Origin of the sequence: Agrobacterium sp. CGMCC 11546, from assembly GCF_013365515.1 — a bacterium.
In the GTDB taxonomy this organism is placed as follows: domain Bacteria; phylum Pseudomonadota; class Alphaproteobacteria; order Rhizobiales; family Rhizobiaceae; genus Agrobacterium; species Agrobacterium fabrum.
Genome location: NZ_CP047390.1, coordinates 180,279 through 204,971 on the forward strand (window position 1 = coordinate 180,279; position 24,693 = coordinate 204,971).

General features: G+C 57.1%; 26 protein-coding genes and 2 pseudogenes. 8 read left to right on the top strand and 20 right to left on the bottom strand.

All coding sequences use genetic code 11. The features are described from left to right. Nucleotides 1-23 precede the first annotated feature (23 nt). The 7 genes from GSF67_RS25560 to GSF67_RS25590 all read right to left on the bottom strand — a co-directional run bounded on the left by GSF67_RS25560 (nucleotide 24) and on the right by GSF67_RS25590 (nucleotide 5,667). Nucleotides 24-323 (bottom strand): DUF982 domain-containing protein, encoded by a 300-nt coding sequence (locus tag GSF67_RS25560; protein ID WP_006315809.1) that lies wholly within the window; start codon nucleotides 321-323, stop codon nucleotides 24-26. Between the two features lie 62 nt (nucleotides 324-385). Further along, complete coding sequence (locus tag GSF67_RS25565) at nucleotides 386-862, bottom strand: Hsp20 family protein (RefSeq protein ID WP_006315810.1); 477 nt, start codon at nucleotides 860-862, stop codon at nucleotides 386-388. Between the two features lie 301 nt (nucleotides 863-1,163). Continuing rightward, nucleotides 1,164-1,424: a WGR domain-containing protein gene (locus tag GSF67_RS25570; RefSeq protein ID WP_010974686.1), complete on the bottom strand. Its 261-nt coding sequence runs from the start codon at nucleotides 1,422-1,424 to the stop codon at nucleotides 1,164-1,166. 252 nt (nucleotides 1,425-1,676) lie between these two features. Continuing rightward, a complete protein-coding gene (locus GSF67_RS25575) occupies nucleotides 1,677-2,681 on the bottom strand; it encodes an NADP-dependent oxidoreductase (protein ID WP_006315811.1) in 1,005 nt (334 codons plus the stop codon). Between the two features lie 31 nt (nucleotides 2,682-2,712). Further along, nucleotides 2,713-3,615 carry an alpha/beta fold hydrolase gene (locus GSF67_RS25580; protein ID WP_006315812.1) on the bottom strand — a complete coding sequence of 301 codons (903 nt, stop codon included), beginning with the start codon at nucleotides 3,613-3,615 and terminating at the stop codon, nucleotides 2,713-2,715. Nucleotides 3,616-3,726: 111 nt separating this feature from the next. Then, nucleotides 3,727-4,821, bottom strand: a complete 1,095-nt coding sequence (locus GSF67_RS25585; protein ID WP_006315813.1) for an alkene reductase — start codon at nucleotides 4,819-4,821, stop codon at nucleotides 3,727-3,729. 57 nt (nucleotides 4,822-4,878) lie between these two features. After that, nucleotides 4,879-5,667: an SDR family oxidoreductase gene (locus GSF67_RS25590; RefSeq protein ID WP_083816031.1), complete on the bottom strand. Its 789-nt coding sequence runs from the start codon at nucleotides 5,665-5,667 to the stop codon at nucleotides 4,879-4,881. 110 nt (nucleotides 5,668-5,777) lie between these two features. Here GSF67_RS25590 and GSF67_RS25595 point away from each other — a divergent pair, with 110 nt between their 5' ends. Then, nucleotides 5,778-6,326 carry a TetR/AcrR family transcriptional regulator gene (locus tag GSF67_RS25595; RefSeq protein WP_006315815.1) on the top strand — a complete coding sequence of 183 codons (549 nt, stop codon included), beginning with the start codon at nucleotides 5,778-5,780 and terminating at the stop codon, nucleotides 6,324-6,326. Nucleotides 6,327-6,476: 150 nt separating this feature from the next. On the opposite strand, the gene GSF67_RS26345 is transcribed toward GSF67_RS25595, so the two are convergent. The 3 genes from GSF67_RS26345 to GSF67_RS25610 all read right to left on the bottom strand — a co-directional run bounded on the left by GSF67_RS26345 (nucleotide 6,477) and on the right by GSF67_RS25610 (nucleotide 9,638). After that, nucleotides 6,477-6,683 carry a (2Fe-2S)-binding protein gene (locus GSF67_RS26345; RefSeq protein WP_371814452.1) on the bottom strand — a complete coding sequence of 69 codons (207 nt, stop codon included), beginning with the start codon at nucleotides 6,681-6,683 and terminating at the stop codon, nucleotides 6,477-6,479. Between the two features lie 359 nt (nucleotides 6,684-7,042). Next, complete coding sequence (locus tag GSF67_RS25605) at nucleotides 7,043-8,983, bottom strand: methyl-accepting chemotaxis protein (RefSeq protein WP_006315817.1); 1,941 nt, start codon at nucleotides 8,981-8,983, stop codon at nucleotides 7,043-7,045. Nucleotides 8,984-9,161: 178 nt separating this feature from the next. Next, complete coding sequence (locus GSF67_RS25610; RefSeq protein ID WP_006315818.1) at nucleotides 9,162-9,638, bottom strand: ABC transporter substrate-binding protein; 477 nt, start codon at nucleotides 9,636-9,638, stop codon at nucleotides 9,162-9,164. A gap of 308 nt (nucleotides 9,639-9,946) precedes the next feature. Between GSF67_RS25610 and GSF67_RS25615 the strand changes: the two genes are divergently transcribed. Beyond that, nucleotides 9,947-10,177 (top strand): BrnA antitoxin family protein, encoded by a 231-nt coding sequence (locus tag GSF67_RS25615; protein WP_006315820.1) that lies wholly within the window; start codon nucleotides 9,947-9,949, stop codon nucleotides 10,175-10,177. Nucleotides 10,178-10,763: 586 nt separating this feature from the next. After that, complete coding sequence (locus tag GSF67_RS25620; protein WP_035216498.1) at nucleotides 10,764-11,330, top strand: putative glycolipid-binding domain-containing protein; 567 nt, start codon at nucleotides 10,764-10,766, stop codon at nucleotides 11,328-11,330. A 249-nt stretch (nucleotides 11,331-11,579) separates the two neighbouring features. Here GSF67_RS25620 and GSF67_RS25625 read toward each other — a convergent pair whose 3' ends face one another. Continuing rightward, on the bottom strand, nucleotides 11,580-12,311 hold the full coding sequence (locus GSF67_RS25625; RefSeq protein ID WP_006315822.1) for an SDR family NAD(P)-dependent oxidoreductase: 732 nt from the start codon (nucleotides 12,309-12,311) through the stop codon (nucleotides 11,580-11,582). Nucleotides 12,312-12,392: 81 nt separating this feature from the next. Between GSF67_RS25625 and GSF67_RS25630 the strand changes: the two genes are divergently transcribed. Further along, entirely contained in the window at nucleotides 12,393-12,785 is a 393-nt protein-coding gene (locus GSF67_RS25630) for a helix-turn-helix domain-containing protein (protein WP_006315823.1), read from the top strand. 311 nt (nucleotides 12,786-13,096) lie between these two features. Here the strand turns inward: GSF67_RS25630 and GSF67_RS25635 are convergent, their stop codons facing one another. The 4 genes and pseudogenes from GSF67_RS25635 to GSF67_RS25645 all read right to left on the bottom strand — a co-directional run bounded on the left by GSF67_RS25635 (nucleotide 13,097) and on the right by GSF67_RS25645 (nucleotide 16,346). Beyond that, a complete protein-coding gene (locus GSF67_RS25635) occupies nucleotides 13,097-13,999 on the bottom strand; it encodes a sugar phosphate isomerase/epimerase family protein (RefSeq protein WP_006315824.1) in 903 nt (300 codons plus the stop codon). A gap of 107 nt (nucleotides 14,000-14,106) precedes the next feature. Next, nucleotides 14,107-14,202 (bottom strand): annotated as a pseudogene (locus tag GSF67_RS26175) (rhizopine-binding protein); the annotation flags it as partial. 28 nt (nucleotides 14,203-14,230) lie between these two features. Beyond that, nucleotides 14,231-15,403 carry a Gfo/Idh/MocA family protein gene (locus GSF67_RS25640; protein ID WP_035216500.1) on the bottom strand — a complete coding sequence of 391 codons (1,173 nt, stop codon included), beginning with the start codon at nucleotides 15,401-15,403 and terminating at the stop codon, nucleotides 14,231-14,233. A 19-nt stretch (nucleotides 15,404-15,422) separates the two neighbouring features. Further along, nucleotides 15,423-16,346: a TIM barrel protein gene (locus tag GSF67_RS25645; RefSeq protein WP_006315826.1), complete on the bottom strand. Its 924-nt coding sequence runs from the start codon at nucleotides 16,344-16,346 to the stop codon at nucleotides 15,423-15,425. Between the two features lie 133 nt (nucleotides 16,347-16,479). Between GSF67_RS25645 and GSF67_RS25650 the strand changes: the two genes are divergently transcribed. From GSF67_RS25650 to GSF67_RS25665, 4 genes and pseudogenes are all read left to right on the top strand, one after another. Continuing rightward, the gene (locus GSF67_RS25650; protein WP_006315827.1) at nucleotides 16,480-17,490 is read left to right on the top strand and encodes a LacI family DNA-binding transcriptional regulator; all 1,011 of its coding nucleotides are present in this window, start codon (nucleotides 16,480-16,482) and stop codon (nucleotides 17,488-17,490) included. A 912-nt stretch (nucleotides 17,491-18,402) separates the two neighbouring features. Continuing rightward, the gene (locus tag GSF67_RS25655; RefSeq protein ID WP_006315829.1) at nucleotides 18,403-18,792 is read left to right on the top strand and encodes a hypothetical protein; all 390 of its coding nucleotides are present in this window, start codon (nucleotides 18,403-18,405) and stop codon (nucleotides 18,790-18,792) included. A gap of 354 nt (nucleotides 18,793-19,146) precedes the next feature. Beyond that, entirely contained in the window at nucleotides 19,147-19,545 is a 399-nt protein-coding gene (locus GSF67_RS25660) for a hypothetical protein (RefSeq protein ID WP_006315830.1), read from the top strand. 319 nt (nucleotides 19,546-19,864) lie between these two features. Continuing rightward, a pseudogene (locus GSF67_RS25665) lies at nucleotides 19,865-20,128 on the top strand (LysR substrate-binding domain-containing protein); the annotation flags it as partial. Between the two features lie 29 nt (nucleotides 20,129-20,157). Here the strand turns inward: GSF67_RS25665 and GSF67_RS25670 are convergent. The 5 genes from GSF67_RS25670 to GSF67_RS25690 are packed head-to-tail and all read right to left on the bottom strand — an operon-like array spanning nucleotide 20,158 to nucleotide 24,672. Then, the gene (locus GSF67_RS25670; RefSeq protein ID WP_176072110.1) at nucleotides 20,158-21,495 is read right to left on the bottom strand and encodes an MATE family efflux transporter; all 1,338 of its coding nucleotides are present in this window, start codon (nucleotides 21,493-21,495) and stop codon (nucleotides 20,158-20,160) included. After that, nucleotides 21,496-22,074 carry a peroxidase-related enzyme gene (locus GSF67_RS25675; protein ID WP_006315833.1) on the bottom strand — a complete coding sequence of 193 codons (579 nt, stop codon included), beginning with the start codon at nucleotides 22,072-22,074 and terminating at the stop codon, nucleotides 21,496-21,498. It abuts the gene before it with no gap. Between the two features lies 1 nt (nucleotide 22,075). Next, nucleotides 22,076-22,579 carry a CMD domain-containing protein gene (locus GSF67_RS25680; protein ID WP_006315834.1) on the bottom strand — a complete coding sequence of 168 codons (504 nt, stop codon included), beginning with the start codon at nucleotides 22,577-22,579 and terminating at the stop codon, nucleotides 22,076-22,078. 7 nt (nucleotides 22,580-22,586) lie between these two features. Next, nucleotides 22,587-23,180, bottom strand: a complete 594-nt coding sequence (locus GSF67_RS25685; RefSeq protein ID WP_006315835.1) for a 2-hydroxychromene-2-carboxylate isomerase — start codon at nucleotides 23,178-23,180, stop codon at nucleotides 22,587-22,589. A gap of 10 nt (nucleotides 23,181-23,190) precedes the next feature. Then, nucleotides 23,191-24,672 carry an NAD(P)-binding domain-containing protein gene (locus GSF67_RS25690; protein WP_006315836.1) on the bottom strand — a complete coding sequence of 494 codons (1,482 nt, stop codon included), beginning with the start codon at nucleotides 24,670-24,672 and terminating at the stop codon, nucleotides 23,191-23,193. Nucleotides 24,673-24,693 lie beyond the last annotated feature (21 nt).

Here is a 24,693-nt window from a genome sequence, read left to right on the forward strand (position 1 = left end):
ATATTGCCCTTCGTCAATTTGCCTCAAGACACGCGCGGATCCTTGTCCCGGCGCGCGCGCGACGAGACGATGAAGTTCGTTTCCGGCGCCAACAGATCGTTCTTTTCAGCGAAGGCAAAAAACAGGCCGCGGGCAGTGTCTGCTTCGATTTCACCGCGCAACGCTGCGCCGCATGCCTTAAGCGCGACCGAATGCGCGTTATCTCTAAGGTCAGCCGGCCATTCGCTAAGATACCTGTAGGCATCCATCGCACTGCGCATCTCGGCCGGAACGCCCAGGCCGACAAGAATAGACACAGGCTCTTTGAACATATCGGGTTTCATTGCTTTCTCCTTCCCAACCCGCAATGTTGACGGGCGTCGCAGCAACGGCGCCCTTGTTTCTGTTATGCAGCCTTCTTTTCTTCGATCCGCTCCGCAGGAGTTGAAGGCTCAAGCTTCAGCGCAGTCTCGATGGCGATTTTTCGTGGTCTCATTTCTTCCGGAACCTCGCGAACGAGATTTACGGAGAGGAGACCGTTTTTTAGCTCCGCTGCGCTTACCCTGACATGGTCGGCAAGTTCGAAGCGGTGTTCAAACGATCGCGCGGCGATGCCGCGGTGGAGATAGGCTTCAGTAGACGCCTCATGCTTCTGGCCAGTCACGGTCAGAAGGTTGGATTGGAATGTTATGTCCAGATCGTCCAGTGCAAAACCCGCCACCGCGATAGCGATCCTATAGCTGTCATCGCCGGTCTTGATGATGTCATAGGGCGGCCAGTCGCTGATCGAGCGGGCACGCTGTGCGTTTTCGAGAAGATTGAGCGCCCGATCGAAACCGATGCTGTTTCGAAACAGCGGTGCATAGTCATAAGATGTTGCCATAGCCATATCCTCCTTGAAGCAACATGGGTACGGAGCGCTGAAAAACGGCGCGTCCAACAAGGCCAGCCCCTGACCTCAGCGGCTGGCGGATATCGATTTGGTTTTGGGAATTCCCGATTCAAGGGTGTGCTGGAAAAAATTTGCAGGTCTTTAAGACGCGACGATACTGATCAGTAATCGCGGTACGTTTCGCTTCCGGACTGCGCTTAAATTGCAGCAGAGCTAAAAGACGAGCCGGTTCTTGGCCTCCGGGCAGCGATTTGGGAAAGCAGCGGTAGCAGATTTTGGTTCGTCCGCGATATCAACCTCGGTCGCGACCAGTTGCAGGACGATAGCCTCTCGAACGTTTTTGCCGGGTTAACGTAAGAAAAAGATCGACTGCTTCTTCTTCGCGCTCGAAGTGATGCATTTTGCTCTGCCCTCGCTTCCCGATACGTCCCCATGAGCGGGTAAGGCAGGCGTCTCCGAACAGTGTTGTCGTGATTTCCATGGCATAATAGCGGGCCATATTTTTCTTGCAGTCCGTGCGCTCGACGTAAAGGCGATAAGGCTGTGTAATCATGCCGACAGAATCCGAAATTCCGTAGCATCCGTCCAACGCAACTTATGAATCGGTCGGCTCCAACCGATTCATTCTAGTGAAGTGATCCATATGACTGTCGAAGATCGATGACTGTCTCAGTCGAGCTTTGCGTCGGGCAGCACGACCTGTTGCGCCTATAGGCGTCCCAGATCACTGCATCACGACCAAGGTGGGTCTCGCGCCACTTTATCGTAGGCGTGATCCCGTATTTGTGGCCGACATCCCGTGTGGCTAGGATGCGTATGTGACTACAACCTTGCCTCTGGCCCGTCCGGTCTCGACATAGGCCAGGGCGTCGGGCGTCTGCGCAAATTGAAACACCTTGTCGACGACCGGACGGATAGTGCCGGCATCGATCAGCTTGGCGATCTCATGCAATTGCTGACCTTCGGCGCGCATGAACAGGAAAGAGTAATCGACGCCGCGTCTGCTTGCCTTTTTCAGGACACCACGGCTCAGCATTCTGACGACAAAGCGCAGGAGCGGATTCAGTTTCAACGATCTGGCAAAGGCAACATCCGGCGGACCGGAGATCGAAATGAGCTTTCCGCCCGGTCTCAGCACGTTCAACGACTTTTCCAGCGTCTTGGCATCCTGGCTGTTCAGGACGAGATCGTAGCCGGACAGCACCTGTTCGAAGTCCTGCGTCTTGTAGTCGATCACCACATCTGCGCCGAGGCTTTTGACCAGTTCGGCATTCGCGGCGCTGGTGGTCGTGGCCACGGTAGCGCCGAGATGCTTGGCAAGCTGGATGGCGAAGGTGCCGACACCGCCGGAACCGGCCTGGATGAAAACCTTCTGGCCGGACTTGACCTTGCCAACCTCGATAAGCGCCTGCCAGGCAGTCAGTCCGACGAGCGGGATCGACGCTGCCTGCTCCATGGACAGGCTCGTTGGCTTCAGCGCAAGGTCTGCGGCATCGACCGCAATGATTTCTGCGAAGGTTCCGACCCGGTGATCACGCGGGCGAGCGAAAACCTCGTCGCCTGTCTTGAACTGCCGTACATTCGCGCCGACGCGGATGACCGTTCCGGCCAGATCATGACCGAGAATGAAGGGAGGACGATAGGGCAGGAACAGCTTGAATTCCCCGTCGCGCACCTTGGAGTCGAGAAGATTGATGGCAGTGGCACGGATGCGAACCAGCACATCATTGGCGCCGATGACCGGATCGGGTATGTCGGCCAGACGCAGCGGGCCCTTCTTCTTGTACTTGTCTACGACGAAGGCTTTCACGGGCTTTCTCCAGTGTGAAACGTTTATCAGGTCAGGTAGCGAGGAAAGCCAGGGCTTTCGGCACGAACTCGGCATGGTATTGGAAGATCCCGCCATGGCCCGCATCCTCGTAGATCACCAGCTCGGCATTCGGGATGCGCCGGGCGATATCGCGGCTATTAGATGTCGGCACCATGATGTCATTGTCCCCGTTGGCCACGAGGACGGGAATGTGGATGCGTCCCAGATCCTGAGGTGCCTGACGACCCCAGGCCTTGATCGCCGCAAGCTGGCGCAGGAATGCGTGCGGCGTCGCTCCTTTGTCGCGCCCCATCTTGCGCTCTTTCAGGCGCGCGAGGAAGTCCTTCGCTGCCCGGCGACCGTTGGTAGTCGAGGTGAAAAACAGGTAGGTCTTTGGATCACGAAGCGTCAAAATGCCCTTCAGGATCAATGGCCAGGAGACGGCTCCGACTCGCTCAATACCTGCATCTCCCGCAGGGCCCGTACCCGTCAGGATCAACTTGCGCACCAGGTCGGGGGTTTTCAGCGCAATATCCTGGGCCACGAAGCCGCCCAGCGAAAAACCCATCAGATCGACGGTGGAGAAGCCTAGTTTGCCGATAACGGCGATCACGTCGCGGGCCATTTCATCGATAGTCACGGGGGCCGTTCCGCCGGAAAGGCCGATCCCCCTATAGTCGAGTACAACGATATGATGCGAGGATGCGAGTCCGTCGACAATCCGGGGGTCGAAGTTGTCCAGCACCGCGCCCCAGTGATTGAGCAGGACTAGCGGGGTGCCGCCGTGAGGACCAAGCTCGCGATAGGCAAAGCGGATGTTGCCTGCCGTAACAAAGCGGTTGGGCGCGTCGCGGTAGAAATTCGTAGATGTCGTCGTCATGGATGCGTCGGTCGCGGGTGCAGACGTCTGTCCATTTGATGCGAGGGTCGCCATAGCTGTTTTCTCGATCTGGCATGCGGTATCCGGCCGCGCTGCCTTGGAAATTTCAGGGATTGATGATCACTCGATTATTGTGGGTCGCACCGAGGCACGGCCCATGACGGTTCAACTGCCGGAAGCCTCGTTGAAGCGGGGATAATCCGTGTAGCCCTCAGCACCGCCGCCATAGATGGTGGCAGGATCGATCTCAGCCAGCGGAGCGCCGCTCTGCAACCGTTTCACCAAATCCGGATTGGCAATGAACGGACGACCGAAAGCGATGAGATCCGCCTTGCCCTCGGCTATATGCGTCGCTGCCAGCTCAAGATCGTAGCCATTATTGGCTATATAGGTCTTGGAGAAGCGGCGGCGCAACGATCCATAATCGAAGGGTGCGACGTCGCGCGGGCCGCCCGTCGCACCTTCAACGACATGGATATAGGCGACGCCGAGCGCATCGAGCTGATCGACGATATAGTCATACTGCGCCTGGGCATCGCTACAGGAGATACCGTTGGCGGGCGAGACTGGCGAGATCCTGATACCAGTGCGCGCAGGCCCGATTTCCTGCGCCACCGCAGCGGTGACTTCCAGCATCAGACGCGCGCGGTTTTCCACGGAGCCACCATAGGCATCGGTGCGGACATTTGCACCGTCCTTGGCAAACTGCTCAAGGAGATAGCCATTCGCCCCGTGAATTTCGACCCCATCGAAACCGGCATCGATGGCGTTGGCGGCAGCCTTGCGGAAGTCGTTGACGATGCCGGCGAGTTCCTCAATCTCGAGTGCGCGGGGCTCGGATACATCGACGAAGGCATTGTTGACAAAGGTCTTGGTCGCGGCGCGAATGGCGGACGGCGCCACCGGCTGGCCACCATTGGGCTGGAGGTCGATATGGCTGATGCGGCCAACATGCCACAGCTGCAGCACGATGCGTCCGCCTTTTTCGTGCACGGCTGCGGTCACCTTGCGCCAGCCGTCGATCTGCGCCCGGGTGTAGATGCCGGGTGTGTCCTGATAGCCTTGTCCCTGCTGCGAAATCTGGGTGGCTTCGGAGATGATCAGCCCTGCGGAAGCGCGCTGGGTGTAATACTCGGCGGTCAGATCGCCGGGCACGAAACCCGCCCCTGCCCGGTTGCGGGTGAGCGGGGCCATGACGATCCGGTTTGAAAGGCTGATAGCGCCGAGGGCGTAGGGTTCGAAAAGTGTCTTGTCAGTCATGATTTACCTATACTGTTGCCGCAGAAGCGGCCATCTATCGGGATGCATTCGCGCTCTTCAGGCAGGGTCGCGGTAACGTTCGCCAGGCAGTGCATTGCCGAAGTTGGCCATCATGGTCTTGCGGGCGAGATCGAATGCCTCCCACTGGCCGGCGTCCGGAAGCGGCGGGATGGTGACCGGCTCGCGGCGGTCGAATCCGACCAGGGCCGCATCCACGAGATCGCCTACTTCCATGACGTTGTTCAGGGTGTTGACGTCGGCACCGACGTGATCCCAGATCTCGGTCCGGGTCGTCGCGGGAAGCACAGCCTGGACGTAGACGCCCTTCGGTCCGAGTTCGTGCGCAAGCCCCTGCGACAGGAACAGAACAAAAGCCTTGGTCGCGCCGTAAACCGTCATGCCGAACTCGGGCGCGAGGCCAACGACCGAACCGATATTGACGATTGCTCCCTCGCCGGTCTTGGCAAGACGCGGAGCAATGGCACCGGCAAGCCGGACGAGCGCGGTCGCGTTGAGCGCAACGAGCCTGGTCATGTCATCGACGCTCTGGTCGACAAAGGTTCCGCCGATGGCCGTTCCTGCATTGTTGACGAGAATGCCAATGCGCTCATCGTCACGCAGCCTGGTTTCGACCTTTACAAGATCCGTCGCCTGGGTGAGATCGGCCGGTAGAATATCGATCCTTACACCGGTTTCCTGGCTCAGACGACTCGCGAGCGCCTCCATGCGCGCCATGTCTCGGGCGACCAACACGAGATCATGTCCGCGTCGGGCGAACCGCTCGGCATAGGTGGCGCCAATGCCCGTGGAGGCGCCGGTAATCAGGACTGCGGAAATTTGGCTCATCGGATTGCTCTTTTCTCTGCTTGAACCTATATTCATGACGGTCATCATGATTGATTTAAATATGATGGCCATCATATAAAAGTCAACGGGCGTTGCGGAGAATTTTGAAAATGAAGGTCAGCCGAGAACAGATGGCCGAGAACAGACGCCGGATCCTGGACGTCGCCAGCCGATTGTTTAAAGACAAGGGGTTCGAGGCGGTCAGCGTCGCTGAAGTGATGAAGGCGGCCGGCATGACCCATGGCGGGTTCTACGGGCACTTCACCTCAAAGGACGATCTGGTGGCGGAGACGCTGGCGCACGCGCTTGCGGCGGACAGTGACGGAGATGGCGAGTTCAGCGATTTTGTCCGATCCTATCTCGCGCCTCGCCACCGCGACAATCCGGGCAATGGCTGCCCGACGGCAGGTCTGGCCGCCGCCATTCGTCACCAGATGCCCGCAGCGAAAGCCGCCATGGCCGAAGGTCTGCGCGCACAGATCGCGCGGATTGAGAAAGCACTCCCGGCGCAGGACCCAGCCGACGGGCGCCGTACAGCGATCGGAAGCTGGGCGGCAATGGTGGGGGCAGTCATCCTCGCGAGGGCGGTCGACGACCCTGAATTGTCTGACGAAGTTCTCATACAGACGCGTGCTTGGATCGATAGCCGCACCGGATAGACCGGGTAGTTCCGAGCACCTGATCCGGTAAGGGACCAAAGTCTGCTTCATGAGAAAAGGTCTACACTGTGGATCTCGTCCATTGTCTCCCTAAGTAGGCCGTCCAGCGATCGCGGAATCGGCCAAGATGAACGATGGATTCGGGACCCCTTAAAAATTCGCCTCAAGGAAATGAGCAAGCCGGCCCTCTTGGGCGCGGCGCGGGGGCGAGTGGGCCGCGATGTGTCTTGGATCACAGCCAGTTAACTCGCCGACCCCCCCCGAAGGACACGGGCAAGTCTTGCAGTAGTCAAGTCCGCCGATCAGATAACGGATGCAACAAACACGGCGTGTTCGCCTTAACCCGCTTCTCGATATTGTCCCGGATTAAGAAGCCGAACCGGTCTTCTGGTAAAATACCGCTTTGACCATTCACCAGCAATAATGGCAACGGGCGCGCCCTGCGCATGGCGGCCACCATAATTGCAAAGCACCTTCGCCAATTGATCTGGCTCCAGCAGTTCGGCTAAAGCCAGGTCGGCGCGCCGCCTGCGCCGAAAGAAATCGCGTGACAGCGAGTGCGGCTCCAGTTTCCCAAGAATAGCGTCGCATATGTCTGGCAGCCTAGGGCTTCAATATCTGGCGACGCACACTAAGAGCACAGCAACATGCTCTTGGTCGTGAATGTCTGAAGGAAGCGGGTTGCTCCGGAGCATGAAGGCTCCGGAGCAGGTTCGTCAGAATTCCTCCCAGCTACCTTGTGTAGCGCCGAAAGCTCCTGCGACCCTTCGTGCCTTCGGCCTGCCGACAGCGACATCAGAGGACTGGGTTGCCACCGCGGCCATTGCATGTGCCGACTTGCGGAGCGCAGCAGATTGCGCCGACGCCATCCCGGTCAGATTAAATTGCGAAAGCTGCGCCGTGAGCGAAGCCGCCTCTTTTGCAAGATTGTGGCTGGCGGCAGTCGATTGCTCGACCATCGCCGCATTCTGCTGTGTGCCCTGATCCATCGCGTTTACGGCGGTATTGATCTCCTGGAGACCAATCGACTGTTCTCGTGCCGCTTCAACGATCGCGCTGACGTGCCGGTTAATTTCCTGAACTTCCGCCGAGATGTTTTCCAACGACCTGCCTGCATCTCCCACCAGGTTGACGCCAGCCTGCACATGGCCACCGGAGCCCTGTATAAGTGTCTTGATTTCCTTTGCGGCAATAGCCGAGCGTTGGGCAAGCTCGCGCACTTCCTGAGCGACCACCGCAAAGCCCTTCCCTGCTTCGCCGGCTCGAGCTGCCTCGACACCGGCGTTCAGCGCCAGGAGGTTCGTCTGGAACGCAATCTCATCAATCACGCCGATGATGTTGCTGATCTCCGTGGACGACTTCTCGATCGCCTGCATGGCGGCAACAGCATTGCGAACGACCTGACCCGATTGTTCGGCTCCCTGTCGGGCTCGCGCCACCAGAGCGCCAGCCTCTTCTGCCCGCCGTGCGGAGTCTTTTACCGCTGTAGTAATCTGTTCGAGAGCGGCAGCCGTTTCTTCCACGGATGCGGCCTGCTGTTCCGTTCGTTTTGATAGATCGTCAGCTGCGGCGCGAATTTCGTTGGCGCCGGCGTCGATCCCGTGAGCATTCTGACCCACCTGAAGCAGCGTGTCTTCAAGCTTTGCGAGCGAAGCGTTGAAATTCTCTCGCAGCCGATCTAGCTGTGTCACGAAGGGTACGTTTATGCGATAGGCGACATTGCCCCGGGACAGCTCTTCCAGTCCAGTTGCCAGACCATCCACGGCAAACTGCGTATCTGCAGCCTCGCGCGCTTTCTGCGCCTCACGCTCAAGCCGCTCTTTGTCAGATAGCGACCGGTTAGCGTCTGCCTCCTGCTCCAGTCGCATCCGTTCGATAGCGTTGTCTCGAAACACAGCCACTGCTTTGGCCATCTCTCCAACTTCGTCACGCCGATCGACCCCCTTGACCGGCGCTTCGCTATGACCTGCAGCGAGCGACAGCATACGTTCGCGAAGAGCAGCGATTGGACCCGTAATGCCGCGTGAGATAAGAAGGAGCGTCAGCGCGATGCCCACAGTGAAGACAGTGCCAACGACAGCCAGACTGTAGAAGATTGTGTTTCTCGTTTCCACGCCAAGCGCCGCCGCCTTGTCGGCTATAGTCTTGGAGTAGGTGTTGATCCAGCCGCGCATTTTCGGCAACGCCACCGCGACCTTCTCATCGGCCTGGGCGAGAAGCTGCTTTGCTTCTGTATTACGGTCTGCCGCTCCGGCCTCAATTGCCCTGTCTGTGATGCTAAAGATTTCCTTTGCGTCCGTTTCAAAGGCGGCGAAGCTGCTTACTTCGCTCGGCAGCAAACCTCTGGAATCGCTGACAAGGTCGAGAAATCGTTTCGTGCTTTGTTTGTAATCTTCCTGCGCTGCCATCAGACCGGTTGTCCCCGGGTCATAGGCAAATACCTGGTAGGCATCGTAGACGACAGCGACCAACCTCTGGCTAGCGATAGCCATATTGATTTCGGCAGCGGTTTCGTTGGAAATAAAGTCCGAGTATGTCTCGCCAGATGAACTGTAATTCTTCGCGATGAGAATGTCACCGCCAATGCCGACGAGGCAAAGGGGAAGTATCAGGGAAAGGATTTTAGTGCGGATACGGGCATGCTGAAGGAATGACATCGGGGGCTCCCCCTCAAATTTATGCGGGGACTGAGCAAGACAATCATCGTCTTGGTCGCGCGCGGGGCGGGTCAGCTAGATCGCTGTAATAAAAGTTATATAACAAATTTGTTATTTTACCGTTAAACCTTAATTAACTTTTTTGGTTGCGCCTATCATCAAATACAAATCTTGATTGTTATAAGCCGCACTCATTTCTGTGCTTGATATCACAACCGAATATTGTGCGGGCGTTCGCACTGGAAATCATACGATAGGTCGCGTGCTCCCAGGTCACTTTCTTGCCCCACCAATCCGGATTACGCTCAAGACCAACCTCGATGCCCTGCTTGAATGTCGTGAGGCGGAACGCGCCGGTGGCAATCGCGGCCTTGCCTGAATTATAGTCTGCGGTGTCTACCCGCTCGCCCGCGTGGCGTGACACAATGGCAATATTTGCGAGATCGCCCGGAAGCGTCGGTGCTGGTGCCTTTGTGTTGATGATGACGGCATTGTTGCCGTCCGCCTCGACGCTTGCAAGATTGCGCATGAAACCGCCGAAGCCACCGGGACTGTTCGGCACGCTGCCAGCACGACCAAGCGTGAAAATCACATCATCAGAAGTGAAGGGCTGGCCATCGTGCCACTTGACGCCCTCACGCAGGCTAGACGCCATTTCGTTTCTGAAACGGATCCCACTTCGTTGCCAAGCCTTCAACCAGTTGACCCTCGGCGGTGCGCTCCGTCAATCGGTCGAAAATCTGCATTGCAATCGAGTTGTTGGGCGAGGCATACAATACCTCTCCTCGCCGCTTGTCCACAATTGCGACGACGGCGAGGTCACCGCCGGTCTACGGGGTGATCTCGGTGAATATTTACGATCACGTCCTTGGTTATTGGACGTGAAATAAAAGCCCTTTAAGACGAAGAACATCGAACCGATCGACTGCGCAATTCAAGCGCACGACACAAGAGGAATTGGCCATGACAACACCCCGACGACCGTCCAATCCTAAAGACGCAGCTGAGGCGCTGTTCAAACCGGCAAAGAAGGTCGCAGCGCCAGCCGTTGAACGGCCTGCAATCCCCAACACCAAGGAGCTCGTATCATTGAAGATCGACAGCGATGTCCTCTCGCATTTTCAGGCGGACGGTCCAGGCTGGCAAGATCGCATCAACGATGCTTTGCGAGCCGCAATGAATGTGTCCAATTAAGCTCTTGAGCGGACTCGAACTCTCGGCATCATATGAAGCAAATTAACCGCCTGGCTTTCGGAGTGAAGGACGACCTATTCTCCAAACGGAAGTTCAATTTCTTCGCGGTATCTTTTGCGCCCTCGAGCAGGACCGTGTTGAGCAGCTCGGCATCTTGTGCCGACGGTGACAGGAAGTGAGATGTTCGTTGATGGGGGAGCCGCACAAGTGTGAACGACAACAGAACCTGCCTCGAGCTTTCCTGCTTGGGGCTTTTGCTGGTTTCTGGGGATGCACATGTTGAGTTTTGCTGTGATGTAAATTGCCGAGAGCGATGGGGTTTCAGCTCTAATTGTTTCAATTTTTTATATGATTTACGCGCACTCAGACTCTACAGCTATTTATCGATATGGGTTTACTCCGCACGGGACCATAAAGCCGCACGCCCACCGCACTATGGAATTCAAACGCCATACACATCCTCGCTCAGTCCGATCTGGCTGCCGGCCGCTTTTGGCGCTGAGCGGCAGATGCTTCCCGGTCCTTTACGGTTGTTCATCCCAACCATAATGTTCATGTTACGCTCATGTTTGCGGAAGGGACGTCGATGGCTGTTGTTCGTTGGAAGGATTGGGAAGGTCACGGGCTTGAGCACTGCCTGTACAGTGAAAGCGATGATGGTCTTGTTCTCGAAGGGGTTGTGGCTGGAACTCGGCACGGGACGTATGGCGGTTACTACTATGTTCTCACCGACACCAACTTTCAGACGCGCGAGGTTCGGGTCGTATATGTCGGCGGCCCAAGCCTGCATGTAGAATCCGATGGTCGCGGAAACTGGCGTGACGTGATGAGAAACAGGCCCTTGCCGAACCTGACTGGCTGCATCGACGTCGACATCGGCATCACACCTGCGACCAACACACTTCCAATCAAGCGCCTGAAACTTCAGGCGCAGGAAAGCAGCGACATTGTGGTCGCCTACGTCCCGCTTCCAGATCAGATTGACGGCGATTTTCTGCCCCAGCGGGCAGAACAGCGCTACACTTGCCTGACGCCAAATCGGCGCTATCGCTATGAGGGCCTGTTCCGCGCTTTCACAGCAGAGCTTGAGGTTGATGATGCCGGTCTCGTGCTTGATTACCCTCAGACGTTCCGAAGAGCTGTCATCGAATGACCGCTTCGTCCGCATGATGGCTTCGGCCCATAGCTGTCATCCGCTGATCGAATTATCATTCTTCATTGAATGAAGAGGACGTTTCACGGCAGATGCACTGGCTGGTCGAGAACCGAGGCGCTAACATAATCGTCCTCGGTGTTCGGTACCTTTTTTCGATTTTGAACGGCTTCACATTAAAGTCGATCTGTCATCGAGCGTTTGCTGTACCCGACCTGCTCAGATCGGGTACATCGTTTCGACTTAACCTCAGACCTGCCGCAAGCCGCCGTCGACGCACAATTCAGCACCAGCGATGTAACTCGCGTCATCGCTCAATAAGAACAAGGCGGCTGCAGCCACTTCGGAAGGCCGCGCCATCCGCCCCATCGGGATAGGAGCGACAATGGCCGCGCGCATGTCTGGCTGAACCGCAGCCATCATTTCTGTATCTGTAGGTCCGGGTGCAACGACGTTGACGCGGATGCCGACGGATGCGAGCTCTGCCGTCCAGGTTCGGGCATAGGAACGCACGGCTGCCTTGGTAGCAGCGTAGGTTCCGTAGGAAGCGTAGCCTCCACTATCGGCAATGGATCCGACAAGGACGACTGACCCGCCTTCCGTCATTGCAGGCAGAGCCGCCTGGAAGCCGAAGACCATCCCGCGGACGTTGACGTCGAAGTGGCGGTCGAAATGTTCAGGAGTTATCTCGGCGATCTGCGCAGGCTCAGAAAGACCTGCATTCAAGACGAGCGCGTCGATACGGCCGTGTGCCTTTCGCACTTTTTCGACAGTCGCCACCATATCTTCGGGGATCGCGGCATCGGCGGCGATACCGATCGCGCCATGACCAATAGCCGTTGCTGCCTTTTCGGCATCTTCGCTTCGACGACTGGTGATGAAGACCTTCGCCCCTTCCTCTGAAAGCCGCTCTGCAATTGCCAAGCCGATACCCTTGGCACCCCCGACGACCAGGGCAACCTTGCTACTCATTTGAGCCATCGTAAATCCTTTCAATTGATGGTCTCGCCATGATATACGTTATATATCTGGTATCAATTACGCACCTGAAGTAACCTAGATATGGATGAGTATACTGACCTTGAAGCACTTTCTCAGTGCGCCCTTAACGACATGGCGCGGGTTCGCCCGGTGCTCGACAAGATCGCGGACAAATGGACAATCCTGATCTTGACGGTGATCTGTCCCAGGCCCTCGCGCTTCAACGAGATCAAGCGCCGGCTCGACGGGATCACACACAAGGCTTTGGCCGATGCTTTGAAGAGGCTCGAGCGGAACGGCCTTGTAACAAGGACCGTCCTGCCAACGCAGCCTGTGGGCGTGGAATATGCCATCACGCCGCTGGGCCACTCGCTGCGGGAGCCGTTTGAAGCACTTTGTTCATGGGCCGCGGCCAACGGCAGCAAGATCGAGGCGGCTACGCTACGCTATGACGACGGGGGAAATCGCCGCTGACAATGTTGCTTATAACCGCTTGTGGCGCCAAGCCGCCACGATACCAGGTGGCCAGATCGGAAACCTCTAGCAGGCGAAGATTGCTATAACTGTCGGGTTTGAGCCGGCAGCTTATCTCACAGCTCGTGACTGGTCTGACAGAGAAGACGACCGAGCTTCCAGTCCTCACCGAGCCCTCGGCGGTCTCGAGCTTGCCATCTTACGCCGGATGCTGAAGGCATTCCCACCTAAGGCGCGCGCTATCTGTCATGTTTAGCGCCGGCGCCAAAATCCGCGATGATATTGCTGGTGCGTGTGAAGCGCGTTCGCGCTTATTTGGGCCAATATTTCTCGATGTAGCGGTTCATCTCCGACAGCATGAACTTGCCGGAGTGATCGGCCCTGTCTTCCCAAGCGAAGACGCAGGCCGTCATGGTCCCGTCAAAACCGATCTCCGCCAGAGTGCCGAAGAAATCGTCCCACGGAACCTCTCCCTGGCCAATATTCAGGTGCTGATGCACACGAGCCTGCGTTCCGGGTGGGTTCAGGATGTAGCGCAGGCCGGAGCTTGCCTTGTGATTGAACGTGTCGCCGACATGCACGTGAGCGAGAACATCCTTTGCCTCGCGCAGCATCGCCTTGGTATCATCGCCGAAGTAGAATGTGTGCGGCGCGCAATAGAGGAACTTCACATTCTTTGAGTTCACAGTTCTGATGATATCCAGAGCCGGCTGCAGTGTCTCGCACCAGTCTTCAGGATGCGGTTCGATATTAAGCTGGATGTTTTCACGTTCAAACACCGGCACCAATTCCTCCATCGAGCGCCACCAGGCATCCTCGCAGGCCTCGATCATCGATCCCGTGTGGCAGCAATAGCAGCTTCCCTTGTCGGGATGCGGTCCACGGCCGAACTCGGAGTTCATAGTGTCGATTTCCATCTCGACGGCAATTTCAATAGCCCGCTTCCAGTGCTTCACGGCCGCCTTGCGCTCCGTCTCATCGTTCGATGCCCAACGATACATGGGGAGAAGCGAAGCGATCTTGACGTTCTCAGCCGCCAGCGCCTTCTTGAACTCCTTCATGCGCTGCGGGAACACGCGCGGCGCCTTGAACCATTCGAGAAAATCGGCGCGTGGGCTCATCTCGATCCAGTCGTAGCCAAGCTCGCGCACCTTGCGCGGCAGTTCCTCAAGGCTCAAGTGACGATGCATGAACGGGTCTATTGCGATACGCATTTCTGCCTCCGGGTGAATATGTGTTGAGGTTGCGCTTTCTGGCGCGGTCTTAGCGGTTGCGGGCCTATGGAGGTGTGGCCCGCAACCAGAGGCTGCCTACGTCGCGTAAGCTCCTTGGAGTAGTCGATCATGCCGTTGCGTAGAACGGTCAGAAAGTTGTCGTCGAACAAACCGATGTCCTTGGCACGTGCAGTTCCAGCCATCAGACGACCATCGTACCCTGTTATCCAATCACTGATAATCAACCCAGACTCCGCCGAGGTCGGCGGACCGCACGCAATTTTCTACCCAACGAACGCCTTCCACCCCTGCCTCGACCCCCGGATACCGAAGGTTGGCAAGGCGTTCGCCATCGTTTTCGTTGCGCGCTTCCATGGCGATGGCGAAGCGGTCGTAAAGGTTCGCCCACGCCTCGAAGAGACCCTCCGGGTGACCTGCACCAATACGATCGTCGGCAAGCGCCTTTGCATGCAGATAGCCCATGCCACGCTCCAGGATGCGCACTGGTTCGCCTTGAATCTCAAATCGAAGCTGGTTCGGCTGCTCGTCCCACCATTCGATCGAAGCCTTCGAGCCAACGATGCGAACCTTCTGTCCGTGCATGGAACCCGCATTGATAGCGCTTGACCAGACCGTGCCAAATGCCCCGTTGTCGTATTCCATCAATGTCATGGCGTTGTCCTCAAGCGGCGCGCGCGTCTTGATGAAGCTTTGCCGGGCGCAAAGAAGTCGCTTGATATGAAGATCCGGTAGAATAACCTCGGAAATATAGAGCGGATGTGTTCCGATATCGCCAAGCACATAGCTCGGCCCCGCGAACCGTGGATCTACTCGCCACCGTGTGGCTGGGTTCTGGAGTTCGACAGCCTCGTTGTGGAAGCCATGAGCGAATTGAAGATTGACGAGCCGGATTTCGCCCAGCTCGCCTGCAGCGACAAGTTCCCGTGCATGCTCGATCACCTGATGCCCGCTATAGCCATAGGTCACGCCGACAATACGACCGCGCTCCTCTGCGATACGTTTGAGATCCTCGGCTTCGGCGACTGTGAAGCAGAGCGGCTTTTCGCACACGACATGCAATCCGCTTTCAAGGGCGGCCTTTGTGATTTCGTAATGGGTGTTGTTGGGCGTCGCGATCGATACCGCCTCGATGCCGTCTGGACGCTTTGCTTCCTCCGCGAAAAGCGTCCGCCAGTCCGAGTAGCATCGAGCCTCGTCCAATCCCAGCTCCACACCGAAGGCACGGCCACGTTCCGCATCGATATCGAAGGCGCCGGCAAAGAGATCGAAGTAGCGATCACGAAGCGCGGCACTGCGGTGAATGTAGCCAATCTGGCTGCCGCGGCCGCCGCCCACCATGGCCCAGCGAAGAGGTCGTTTCGTTTGACGAGTTCCGTAAATCATAAATTTCTGTCCCAGATTGTTAGAATCCAGCCGATTTGAGATAGTCGCGGCTGAGTTTCACATCGGCGAGGCTACCGCCGGCATTGCGAGGATCACGCTCTTGCTCCACCGTGATGAAGCCTTCATAGCCAAGCTCATCGAGAAGAGCCCGGATTGCCGGATAGTCGATGCAGCCGTTTCCAATCGGGCACATCACGCCTTGCCCGCAAGCTTCGAAGAAACGGATGTGTTCGCCCATGATGCGGTCGAAAACCGCCTTGTCGATATCCTTGAAGTGGATGTAGTCGAGGCGGTCGGCGTACTTGCGTAGAGTTTCGACAGGGTCCATTCCGGCATACCAGGTATGGCCGGTGTCGAGGCAAAAGCCTGCGACTTCCTGTGGAATGTCGGCGGCGAGACGGGCAATCTCGTCCTCGAATTCAATATAGCCACCGGCATGCGGATGAATGGTGGCACGAACACCATATTTGTCGCGGGCAAGCTCGGATATGGCCCGTATGTTGTTCATCATGCCGGCCCACGCGGCGTCATCGAGCCGCGGCGCTCTGTCGGAATGACCAGCTGCATAATCGCGCTCGTCGTGTCCCCAGTCCATCACGGTCAGATAGGGCGCGGAAAAGCGCTGGCCTGCGGATTTGGGCGGCCTTGGCAGGCGGGTGATCAGGGAGCAGATCTCGTCGGTCTGTCGCAGAAGGCTGTCGCGGTTTTCCGAAGCGACAAGGTCGTTGAAGATCGTTCCGGCCACGATATAGAGCCCTCGGCTCGTTAAAGCCGAAGAAACCAGGTCGGTGTCCAGAGGCACGTAGCCATAGGGGCCAAGCTCCATTCCGCCGTATCCGGCAGCCTTGACCTCATCGAACACAAGCTCCCATGGGGGCAGGTTCGGATTGCGCACGTCATCGACGCCCCAGCAACACGGTGCCGTGGTGACTGTAATATTCATGATGTTCTGGTCCTTCCCTGGCGCCGCTCACCTTGTGGGCGACCCTCCTCGACGCAGAGATTTAGCTTGAGATATTCGGTTTACAAAGTTCGATTTTGATGGGATTCCATCAGAATGAGCGGTGGAGAGGCAGATGGTTGCACGAAAGGTGAGCATTACGGATGTAGCGAAAGCAGCAGGCGTCTCGACTGCCACAGTCGATAGGGTTTTGAACAATCGCGGAGGGGTGCGCGCTGATAAAGAAGACCTCGTTCTGGCCACGGCGCGCGCGCTTGGTATTGATCGGGCGTTAGACCGGACGCCCTCTCGTGCCCTGCGCGTCGCGGTCCTCATGCAGCCTCCGGTCAATCCATTTCATGCAGCGTTGAGAGAAGGCATTGATCTAGCCGGGAGAATGTACACAGCGCTGAATGTGCAGTTCTTCGTCCACCACATTGATCCCCGCAAGCCCGCGGCTATTGCCGCAGCCGTCCGCGATTGTCGCTCATACGACGGTCTCGTCGTCACGAGCCCTGACGATATTCGCATCAGGGAAGCCGTAGCGGTGCTGTCCCGCAAGATGCCTGTCGTGACCCTGGCGACTGACCTGACGGATTGCGGACGCGCTGCCTACGTTGGACCGGACGATCGGCAAGCGGGCCGCGTAGCCGGAGACCTGATGGGACTTTTCCTGCGGGAGGGCGGGCGGGTGATCGTGATCGCCGGGTCGCGCGACATCACCGGCCACCGGGAAAGAGAGGAAGGCTTTCGCGCCGTCCTGACCGAACGCTATCCAGAGTGCAGCCTTGCTGCGGTTCTTGAGACGGGGGAAAATCAGGAGGAAGCAGGCAGAGTGGTGGAGATTGCGTTCCACGACGATCCCGCCCTGCGCGGCATATATCACCTGTCCGCCGGTGCGGTGCCGATCGTGAGCACCCTTCAACGCCTTGGGCGGATTGATGATACGGTGGTCATCACGCACGAACTCACTCCTGATCGACGAATGCTTCTGAAATCCAGGAAGATCAACGCGGTCATCGACCAAAAACCGCTCTTGGAGGCGCGACTTGCCGTCGAGACAATCTCGAAACTCCTTGGCCGCTTACCGGGCGATGGACTTTCTATCGCCACCAACATTCAGATCTTTCTGTCTGAAAATGCGTAGCGAAGGATCAGAACCGCAGAAGACTTTGCATCGATCTCCATTGTGAAAGCTGCTGGAAAGAGTGCTCTTGAGCTGCATCGCATGACGACGGCGCAATGTCCAAATCGACGCTCCTGAAGGGATGCAAGGCGCCGAACCCATTGTTAATTCGCTTGTAATGCTTTGAATCTCTCCCGCTCCGCGATTACCTACCCTGAGATGTCCGCTTCGGGCTGGTATATTGACCGCCTCACGGCCGAAATGAAGGCGCGAAGCTGATGGCACTTCCTCGGTCGGCCCTGAGCGTAAAAGAAAGTGATATGCACTTTCGACCATGTAGTGACGAGACAAAGGCTCACCGCGATCGTGAAAATAGGCCCAAGCCAAGGGAACAAACCGGACAAAAATTCCGTTGCTCGTTGCGATTATTTCTTTGGAGGCAGGTCATGAAACTCAAGCTGGCTTTAAGTGTGATTCTAAGCGTCACGTTCACGGCAGCAGTCGCGGAAGCGCGGACGCAATTGCATCTTTACGGTGCCGTCCCAGTGGCAGGTGACCCCGTCCTCGAGGACGCTTATCGTGCAGCATTCGATAGATGCAGTTTCGACTACTACTCATACGACCACGTCGGTTTCTATCGAGGCGCATATGGCTCTCCCGAGATGCGCAGTTGCATGTATACCAAGGGTTTTATCCTGGAAAATGGTGTGCCTTTCGCATATCCCGTGAGGAAGGCAACGTACCTTTCAAGGTAACAGGAATTCAAATTATATTAGAGTGAAGCTTCTGATAGTCGCCTTATCGATCGGGGTCGACCTGGCACCTTTACGATCCGCTCCTAATTGAGACGAAGCCATTTTGGGCCTGCTGGTTCACTAGCGTATTGAAAATCGCGTTTGGAATATCGATTTTCAGGGTAACCTGGAGGTCGGAATGATCTACATTCTTTTCGCGCTATGCGCGCTTGTCACAACATTCTTTGCTTGTCGGTACTACGCCGCCAGGACTTTACTTGCCGAACACGATATCGACAAAGCTATCGCACGGAGATTTGCGTCGAGTGGGAAGGCCATCGAGCTGGCGAAACTTCGAGAGGAGAACGCCGTGATCCGAAATCTTTTGCTCGACCTTTTGGAAAACGAAGCGGCTTTTCCGGTCCAGCAGGCAAATTTCTCGAAGGATGATTTATCCAGGATGAAAGCTGCCAAGATCCAGAGGTATCGCGAGATACTAGCCGAAAGCCGGCATGTCTTGCAGCAGCGTGAAGCCATGACCGTTTTCGAACACTCCAGCTCATTAAAGGGGGGCGAGCGCAGGATGTAAGGTTCAAAACTGCCCAGCGTAAAACTTCAAGAAACCGCTCAGCGGGCATAACCGTTGAGAACCTGTGACCAGCAACATCTGCTATCGGCCTATTGTGCTCATTTATGAGATCTCGTCCGGCATTTGAACGATGTGACGCCGGGTGATAGAGCTTCCGTTGGCCACAGATGGCGATACCAGCGATCCAGATCCTCGGAGTTTTGCAGGGGGCAACCGCCTGAAAGAACTGATCTTGCGTGAACTCCATCTGGAACTCTCCACGCGTTTTGAATATCAGGATAATGCATCACCTATCACCACAAATGGCGCGAAGCGCAAGACCGCAGTTGCATGGAAGCTGACAAAGGAACTCGGATGTCGATCAATGTACAGAGAACAATCCCTGCTGCGCGAATGCGCCAGTTTCATCAGATGGTTGATCGGTGGCTTGAAGAAGGTCCGATCAAGCTCGCAACAAATGCAACGATAACCGCAATGGATAATGCCGGCATTCCGAAGGCCGAACAGGCGGCGATCATCGAGGACCGGGATATCATCATGAAATACAATATGCGCCTCGGTGTGATCAGCGAGATATTCGGCCCGGCCATCGATAACGCGGTGGGGTCATACCGGTCAGGAAGTGAAGCTAAGGATGAGATCGCTCGGTTGATTGTGACCGCAATCGGTATCCGCCAGAACGATGACAGTGAACTGATCACATTCACCTTCACGACTCAAAACGAGGCAGATGCATTTGCCGAATCCACCTGAGATCATCGCTTCGAGCGTTGATGTCAGGCACCCCACGCCATGTTGGGGCCATTCATATTCCATCGGTCCTTTCCGTACATTTGCAGTGTGAGCCATTGAGGACGTCGGATGGATGAACGGAGTAATCGTCCGCGAGGCAGGATGGATGTTATCCATAGATGAGGAAATGGGACGGTTACCATCAACGGGATGGCAGGAACGACGATGCAACATGAATAGCCCCCGAGTTGCGTAGACACCATCGGGTTAGATTTTTTGCTGCTTCTCGAACTCGACGGGCGACAGCAGCCCGATCCTGAGTGTTTGCGTTTCGGGTAGAAACACGGTCCAGATCGACGTTAAGGGTTCGATAACTCTCGACGAACCGAGCCTTGTTAGAATAGCAACTCAAAAGGGCATTGGTCTTGGGTATGTTATGGAACCGGATGTTCGTGATGACATCGCGGCCGGCCGGCTCGTGCGCGTCCTTGAAGACTGGACACCCTCTCTCATCCGATTGGCATTGTATTACCCCGGCAGGCAGAATCCACCCGCTGCCGTCAGTGCCTTCATCAAAGCTGCTCGCCATTTCTCCAACGGCTGACCGCCCATGGCAGTTCTTTCGTCACATCTTTACCGAAACGTTGCCGCCGCAAGCCTCGGAAGCATGAGCCGAAAGGCGATGCTTCGAGCGCCCTGAAACAATAGCAGGGAAATCCATAGGCCATCGTTGCCATAAAGAGGCTGCAGGACCGCCCAGGCGGCAAAATAGATGATCAGCGATACCACCATGAGGTTGCGCATTTGCCGGGACCACGTGGAACCGATATAGACGCCGTCCATCTGAAAAGCGATGATGCCGATGACAGGCAGAACCACGACGTAGATCAGATAACTGTCAGCCAGTCTCGCAACGATATCTGTAGGCGCGGTCAGCGCGATGACCCAATCCCCGCCAGCCAGGAATGCCAAGGAAACCAGCGCTGCGAAAATGCCCCCCCAGAGCGTCGTCAGTTTGATCGTGCGATCGAAGGCAGGTCGATAACGTGCGCCGACGGCGCGGCCGGCAAGCTGTTCTGCCGCTGTAGCGACACCGTCGAGGAACGCGACGCCGAAGAAATAGAACCGCAACAGAATAGTGTTGGCGGCAAGCACCTCGATCCCGAGAAAGCCGCTCTGGCGCGTAAAAAAGGACAGGCCGATCAGCAATGCGAACGAGCGGATCATCATGTCGCCGTTGACTTCAAAGGATCGTCTGATCGCCGGTATATCAGGAAGCCGCCAGGCGGAGCGATCGGTCTTGCCCAAAATTAAAGCCGCATCTGCCACAGCAGTTACAGCTTCTGCAACCAGAGTGGCGATCGCGACACCTTCCACGCCCCAGCCCAGCCCTATGACCCAGTGAACGCTGAGGGCGGCATTCAGGCCATTCAGCAGCGTCTGGAGGATCATGCTCCACATGGCCTCACCGCGGCCAATAAGCCAGCCGAAGGCGACAAAATTGAAGAGAACAAAGGGGGCCGACCAGATTCGCCAGTGGAAATAGGTCGAGGCGACTTCGGCGACAATCCCGTCTGCGCCCATGACGCTCATGCCAAGCGCGCCGATCGGACCTTTGAGCAGCAACAACAACAGACCGGCCACCAGTGCGATGATGAGGCCGCTCAACAACATGCGCTGTTCGCCCACCCGGTCGCCGGCGCCCATTGCCTGCGCCGTAAAGCCGGTCGTGGCGCCGCGCAGGAAATTGAAGGTCACGAAGATGACGTCGAAGATAACCGAGGCCAGCGCCACACCGCCCACCAGCGCCTCGTTTCGCATATGCGCGATGACACCCGTCGCCACCAGACCCACAAGCGGCGTCGACAGATAGGCGATCATCATCGGTATCGCGATTTTAAGGACATCGCGGTGCGCGACGTCGAACGGGCGGACAGCTGCCTCGGTCCCCGTGATTGCCGTTGCCTTCACTTATTCTTTCCGATGTGGTTCACCCAACGTATGCATCAGCCGGTTCGCCCAACCGAAGATGGCGATGGAATGGATGAGATCGAGAATTTCAAGATCATCCAGACCGATTTCCCGCAAGTGATAAAATTGGTAGACCCCCACATTATCTGGATGGGCGGTCAGATCGACACCGAAATTGAACAGCGCCTGCTCGAAATCAGGAAGGTCGGCATCCAGCCCGTTCTTATATATCTCGTCCACGACCTCGGGCCGCTTCTCCAGCTGAATATAGCGGTTGGCGTGAACCGCGGCGCAGTAGATGCAGTGATTGACGAAGGACGCCGCCAGCGCGCCGATCTCGCGCCCACCGCGTGATAATCCGCCGTCACTATACATGATATCGTTGAAGAGCGGCGTGCGCTCGTTCAGCGCCTCCGCCTCATTGGCGAGCACCAGGACATAGGCCGATACCTTGGTATTGGAAGGGGTGACCTTCAGGGCCGACAATTGCTCGGGCGTCGCCGTCGCGAGATCGACAGGCTTGACGTAGGGATGCCATTCAAGCGCATCGAGCGTGAATTCATGGACAGGCTGTGACATATCAATTGTCCCTCATCATCTTGAGGCCGGCGACGACCAGCACCTGATAATTCACATAGGCAATCAGGCCGGCGAGCGTGACGATATCGCGGTCGTCAAGACCAACGGCGTAGAGTTTCTCAATGTTTTCCCGGGTCGCATTCTTCGGCGAAAGGGTCACGAGATCAACGTGGTTCAGGATGGCTTGCAGGCGGGAATCCGTGTGCTGAAGGACCGATGACGGATCGGCGACTGATGCGTGGTCGGAGCCTCCCTCCTCGGCAAGCCGCTCAATGTAGTGCGCATGGAGTTCTTTCGCCTTCCACAAAGCGGACATACGCGCGGCAAGCGCCGCCCGCAAGGCGTAGGAAAAGTTGCGTGGCTCTGCTGGCCTCAAAGCCGCAAGATAGCTGGTCTGCGTCAGATGTTTAAGCTTCGAACGTCGCTCGCGGAGTTTCAGGAGATCGGAGCTTTCATCGAGGCCGAGGACGCGGTCGATCACGTCTTCTGGAGGTGTAGCTGTCATAGTTTTTTCAATCCTCGGAAAGAGCGTCATCCAGAAAGGTCAGGCGGTCCTGCCCCCAATAGAGCGTGTCGCGATAAACCCAGGTGGGGGTTCCAAAGACACCACGCGACTGCGCTTCGGCGTGGCTGTCATGCCAGGCCGCCATGATCTCGGGCGTATCTTCGAGCGCACGTAGCGCACGACCATCAAGACCCAGGCTGTTTGCCACGGCAATGCGAACGTCCGGATCGGTCACGTCCTTCTCCTCCGCCCATAGGGCGCGCAGAAGCGCATGACTGAGTTCCAGTGCAGGCAAACCCTGCCTGTCGGCCGCAATCACCATGCGCGCGGAAAACTCGTTGTTGGTCGGATAATATCTCGGCTTCAGCACCAACGGCATGCCCAGACGCTTGCGCCAGCGGTCCAGTTCGACGGCGTGGTAGTCCTGCCGCGGCTGGGGTCTGGAACGAAGTGGAACGCCACCGTTTTCGGTGACGATGCGGGTGGGGCGAACGACGACATCAAGATCGTGCTTTTCGACCAGCGCCTTAAACTGTGGCCCGCCCAGATAGGCCCAGGGCGAACTGAGCGCATGGTAATAATAAACGGTTTTTCTGCTCATCGCCTTAACCTCAGGCTGTCTTCTGCATGGTGGGGTCGGCATCCGCATCGGTCCATTCGGACCCATCGAGTTCAGGCTTTTCGTAAGCCTTCAGCGCTTCCCAGTGATGATCGATGTCGGCGATGAACAGCGAAGCGGCGATACCTCGCGCGAGCCAGAGCGCACCTTCGCTGATGGCCGGAATATCGCCGCTGACTTTGCCCAGACTGACCGATGAACCGTAATTGAAACAATGGATGTGCTGCAGCCAAGGGGCGGCACCCGGCTCTTTCTCGGTGAAGGAGAAATCGTCTTGCAGCCAGGGAAACCGGCCAAGACCGGGGTTTTCCTCACCTGCTGGCGGTGTGTAGCGGTCCTCCCAGCAGGCGATCTGCCCATTGAACATTTCGAGTTCGGGACGACTGACGGGGTCGATTGAGAATCCCGTTCCCAAAATCACGAAATCGGTCCGAAAGACGCGACCGTTGATTGTCGTGATAACGACCTCGCCGCCCTCTTCCTTCATCGATTGGATACCGCAGTCGAAATGGAAATAGGCGTTGGAATGTCGGCTCACCCTCAGCGTCGAGTTGTGCGGGGCGGGTGTCTGCTGCTTGACGGAATAATCCATGAGACGCCAGCGCCACTCAGGGTCAATTTTCGCGAAGCCGGCGGTGACGCCATAGGATCCGATGCCCATCAACTTGTTGATTGTCGGCATTGTCTTGCGTCTGGCAAGGAGACGCACCTCACCGGCCCCCTGCTCCAGCGCTTCGGCGGCATTGTCCACGGCGGACGCCCCTACCCCGATGACAACGACGCGTTTCCCTTTCAGACGCTGAAAATCAATCATATCGGCGGAATGCGCCCAGCTGACGTGGCGCTGCATGCCCTTCACAAAATCCGGGATCGTCGGTTCTCCAAGACCATCGCGCCCTGTTGCCATCACTAGTTTCCGGGTGATGATCGGGTCAGCCTTCCCACCCTCGATCTCCAGCTCCAGAAGCCCATCGAGCCGCGGGATGACGCGGGTGACGTGGATATTGTTTTCAACCGGGATTTCCATCACCTGCCGGTACCAGCTCAGATATTCCATCCACATGGGTCGCGGGATGCGGAAGAGTTCTTCCCAGGCCTCTTTGCCAAAGCGGGCGGTGTACCAAGCCCTGAAGGTGAGCGACGCCATGCCGAGGGCCGGTCCGAGCAGGTTCTTGGGCGAGCGCAGGGTTTCCATGCGCGCGTAAGTCACCCAGGGGCCCTCCTCACCTTTTGCGGCGCGGTCCACAATCCGTATATTGGCGATCCCTGCCCGTGTCAGGGCATGCCAGGCAACGAGGCCGCACATGCCGCCGCCGATGATCACGACATCGCTGACAAGCTGACCGTCTGAGGTCGAGACCGGTTTCGACCAGTTTGCTGCGGGATAGTTGAGGTAGGACAGATCCTGCCTCACCCGGGCGTTGAGCGCAGCTAGTCTCTGCTGCTCGGTCCGGTCTTGCTGTTCCAAAGTCATCAGGTGATCTCCTGAAATATA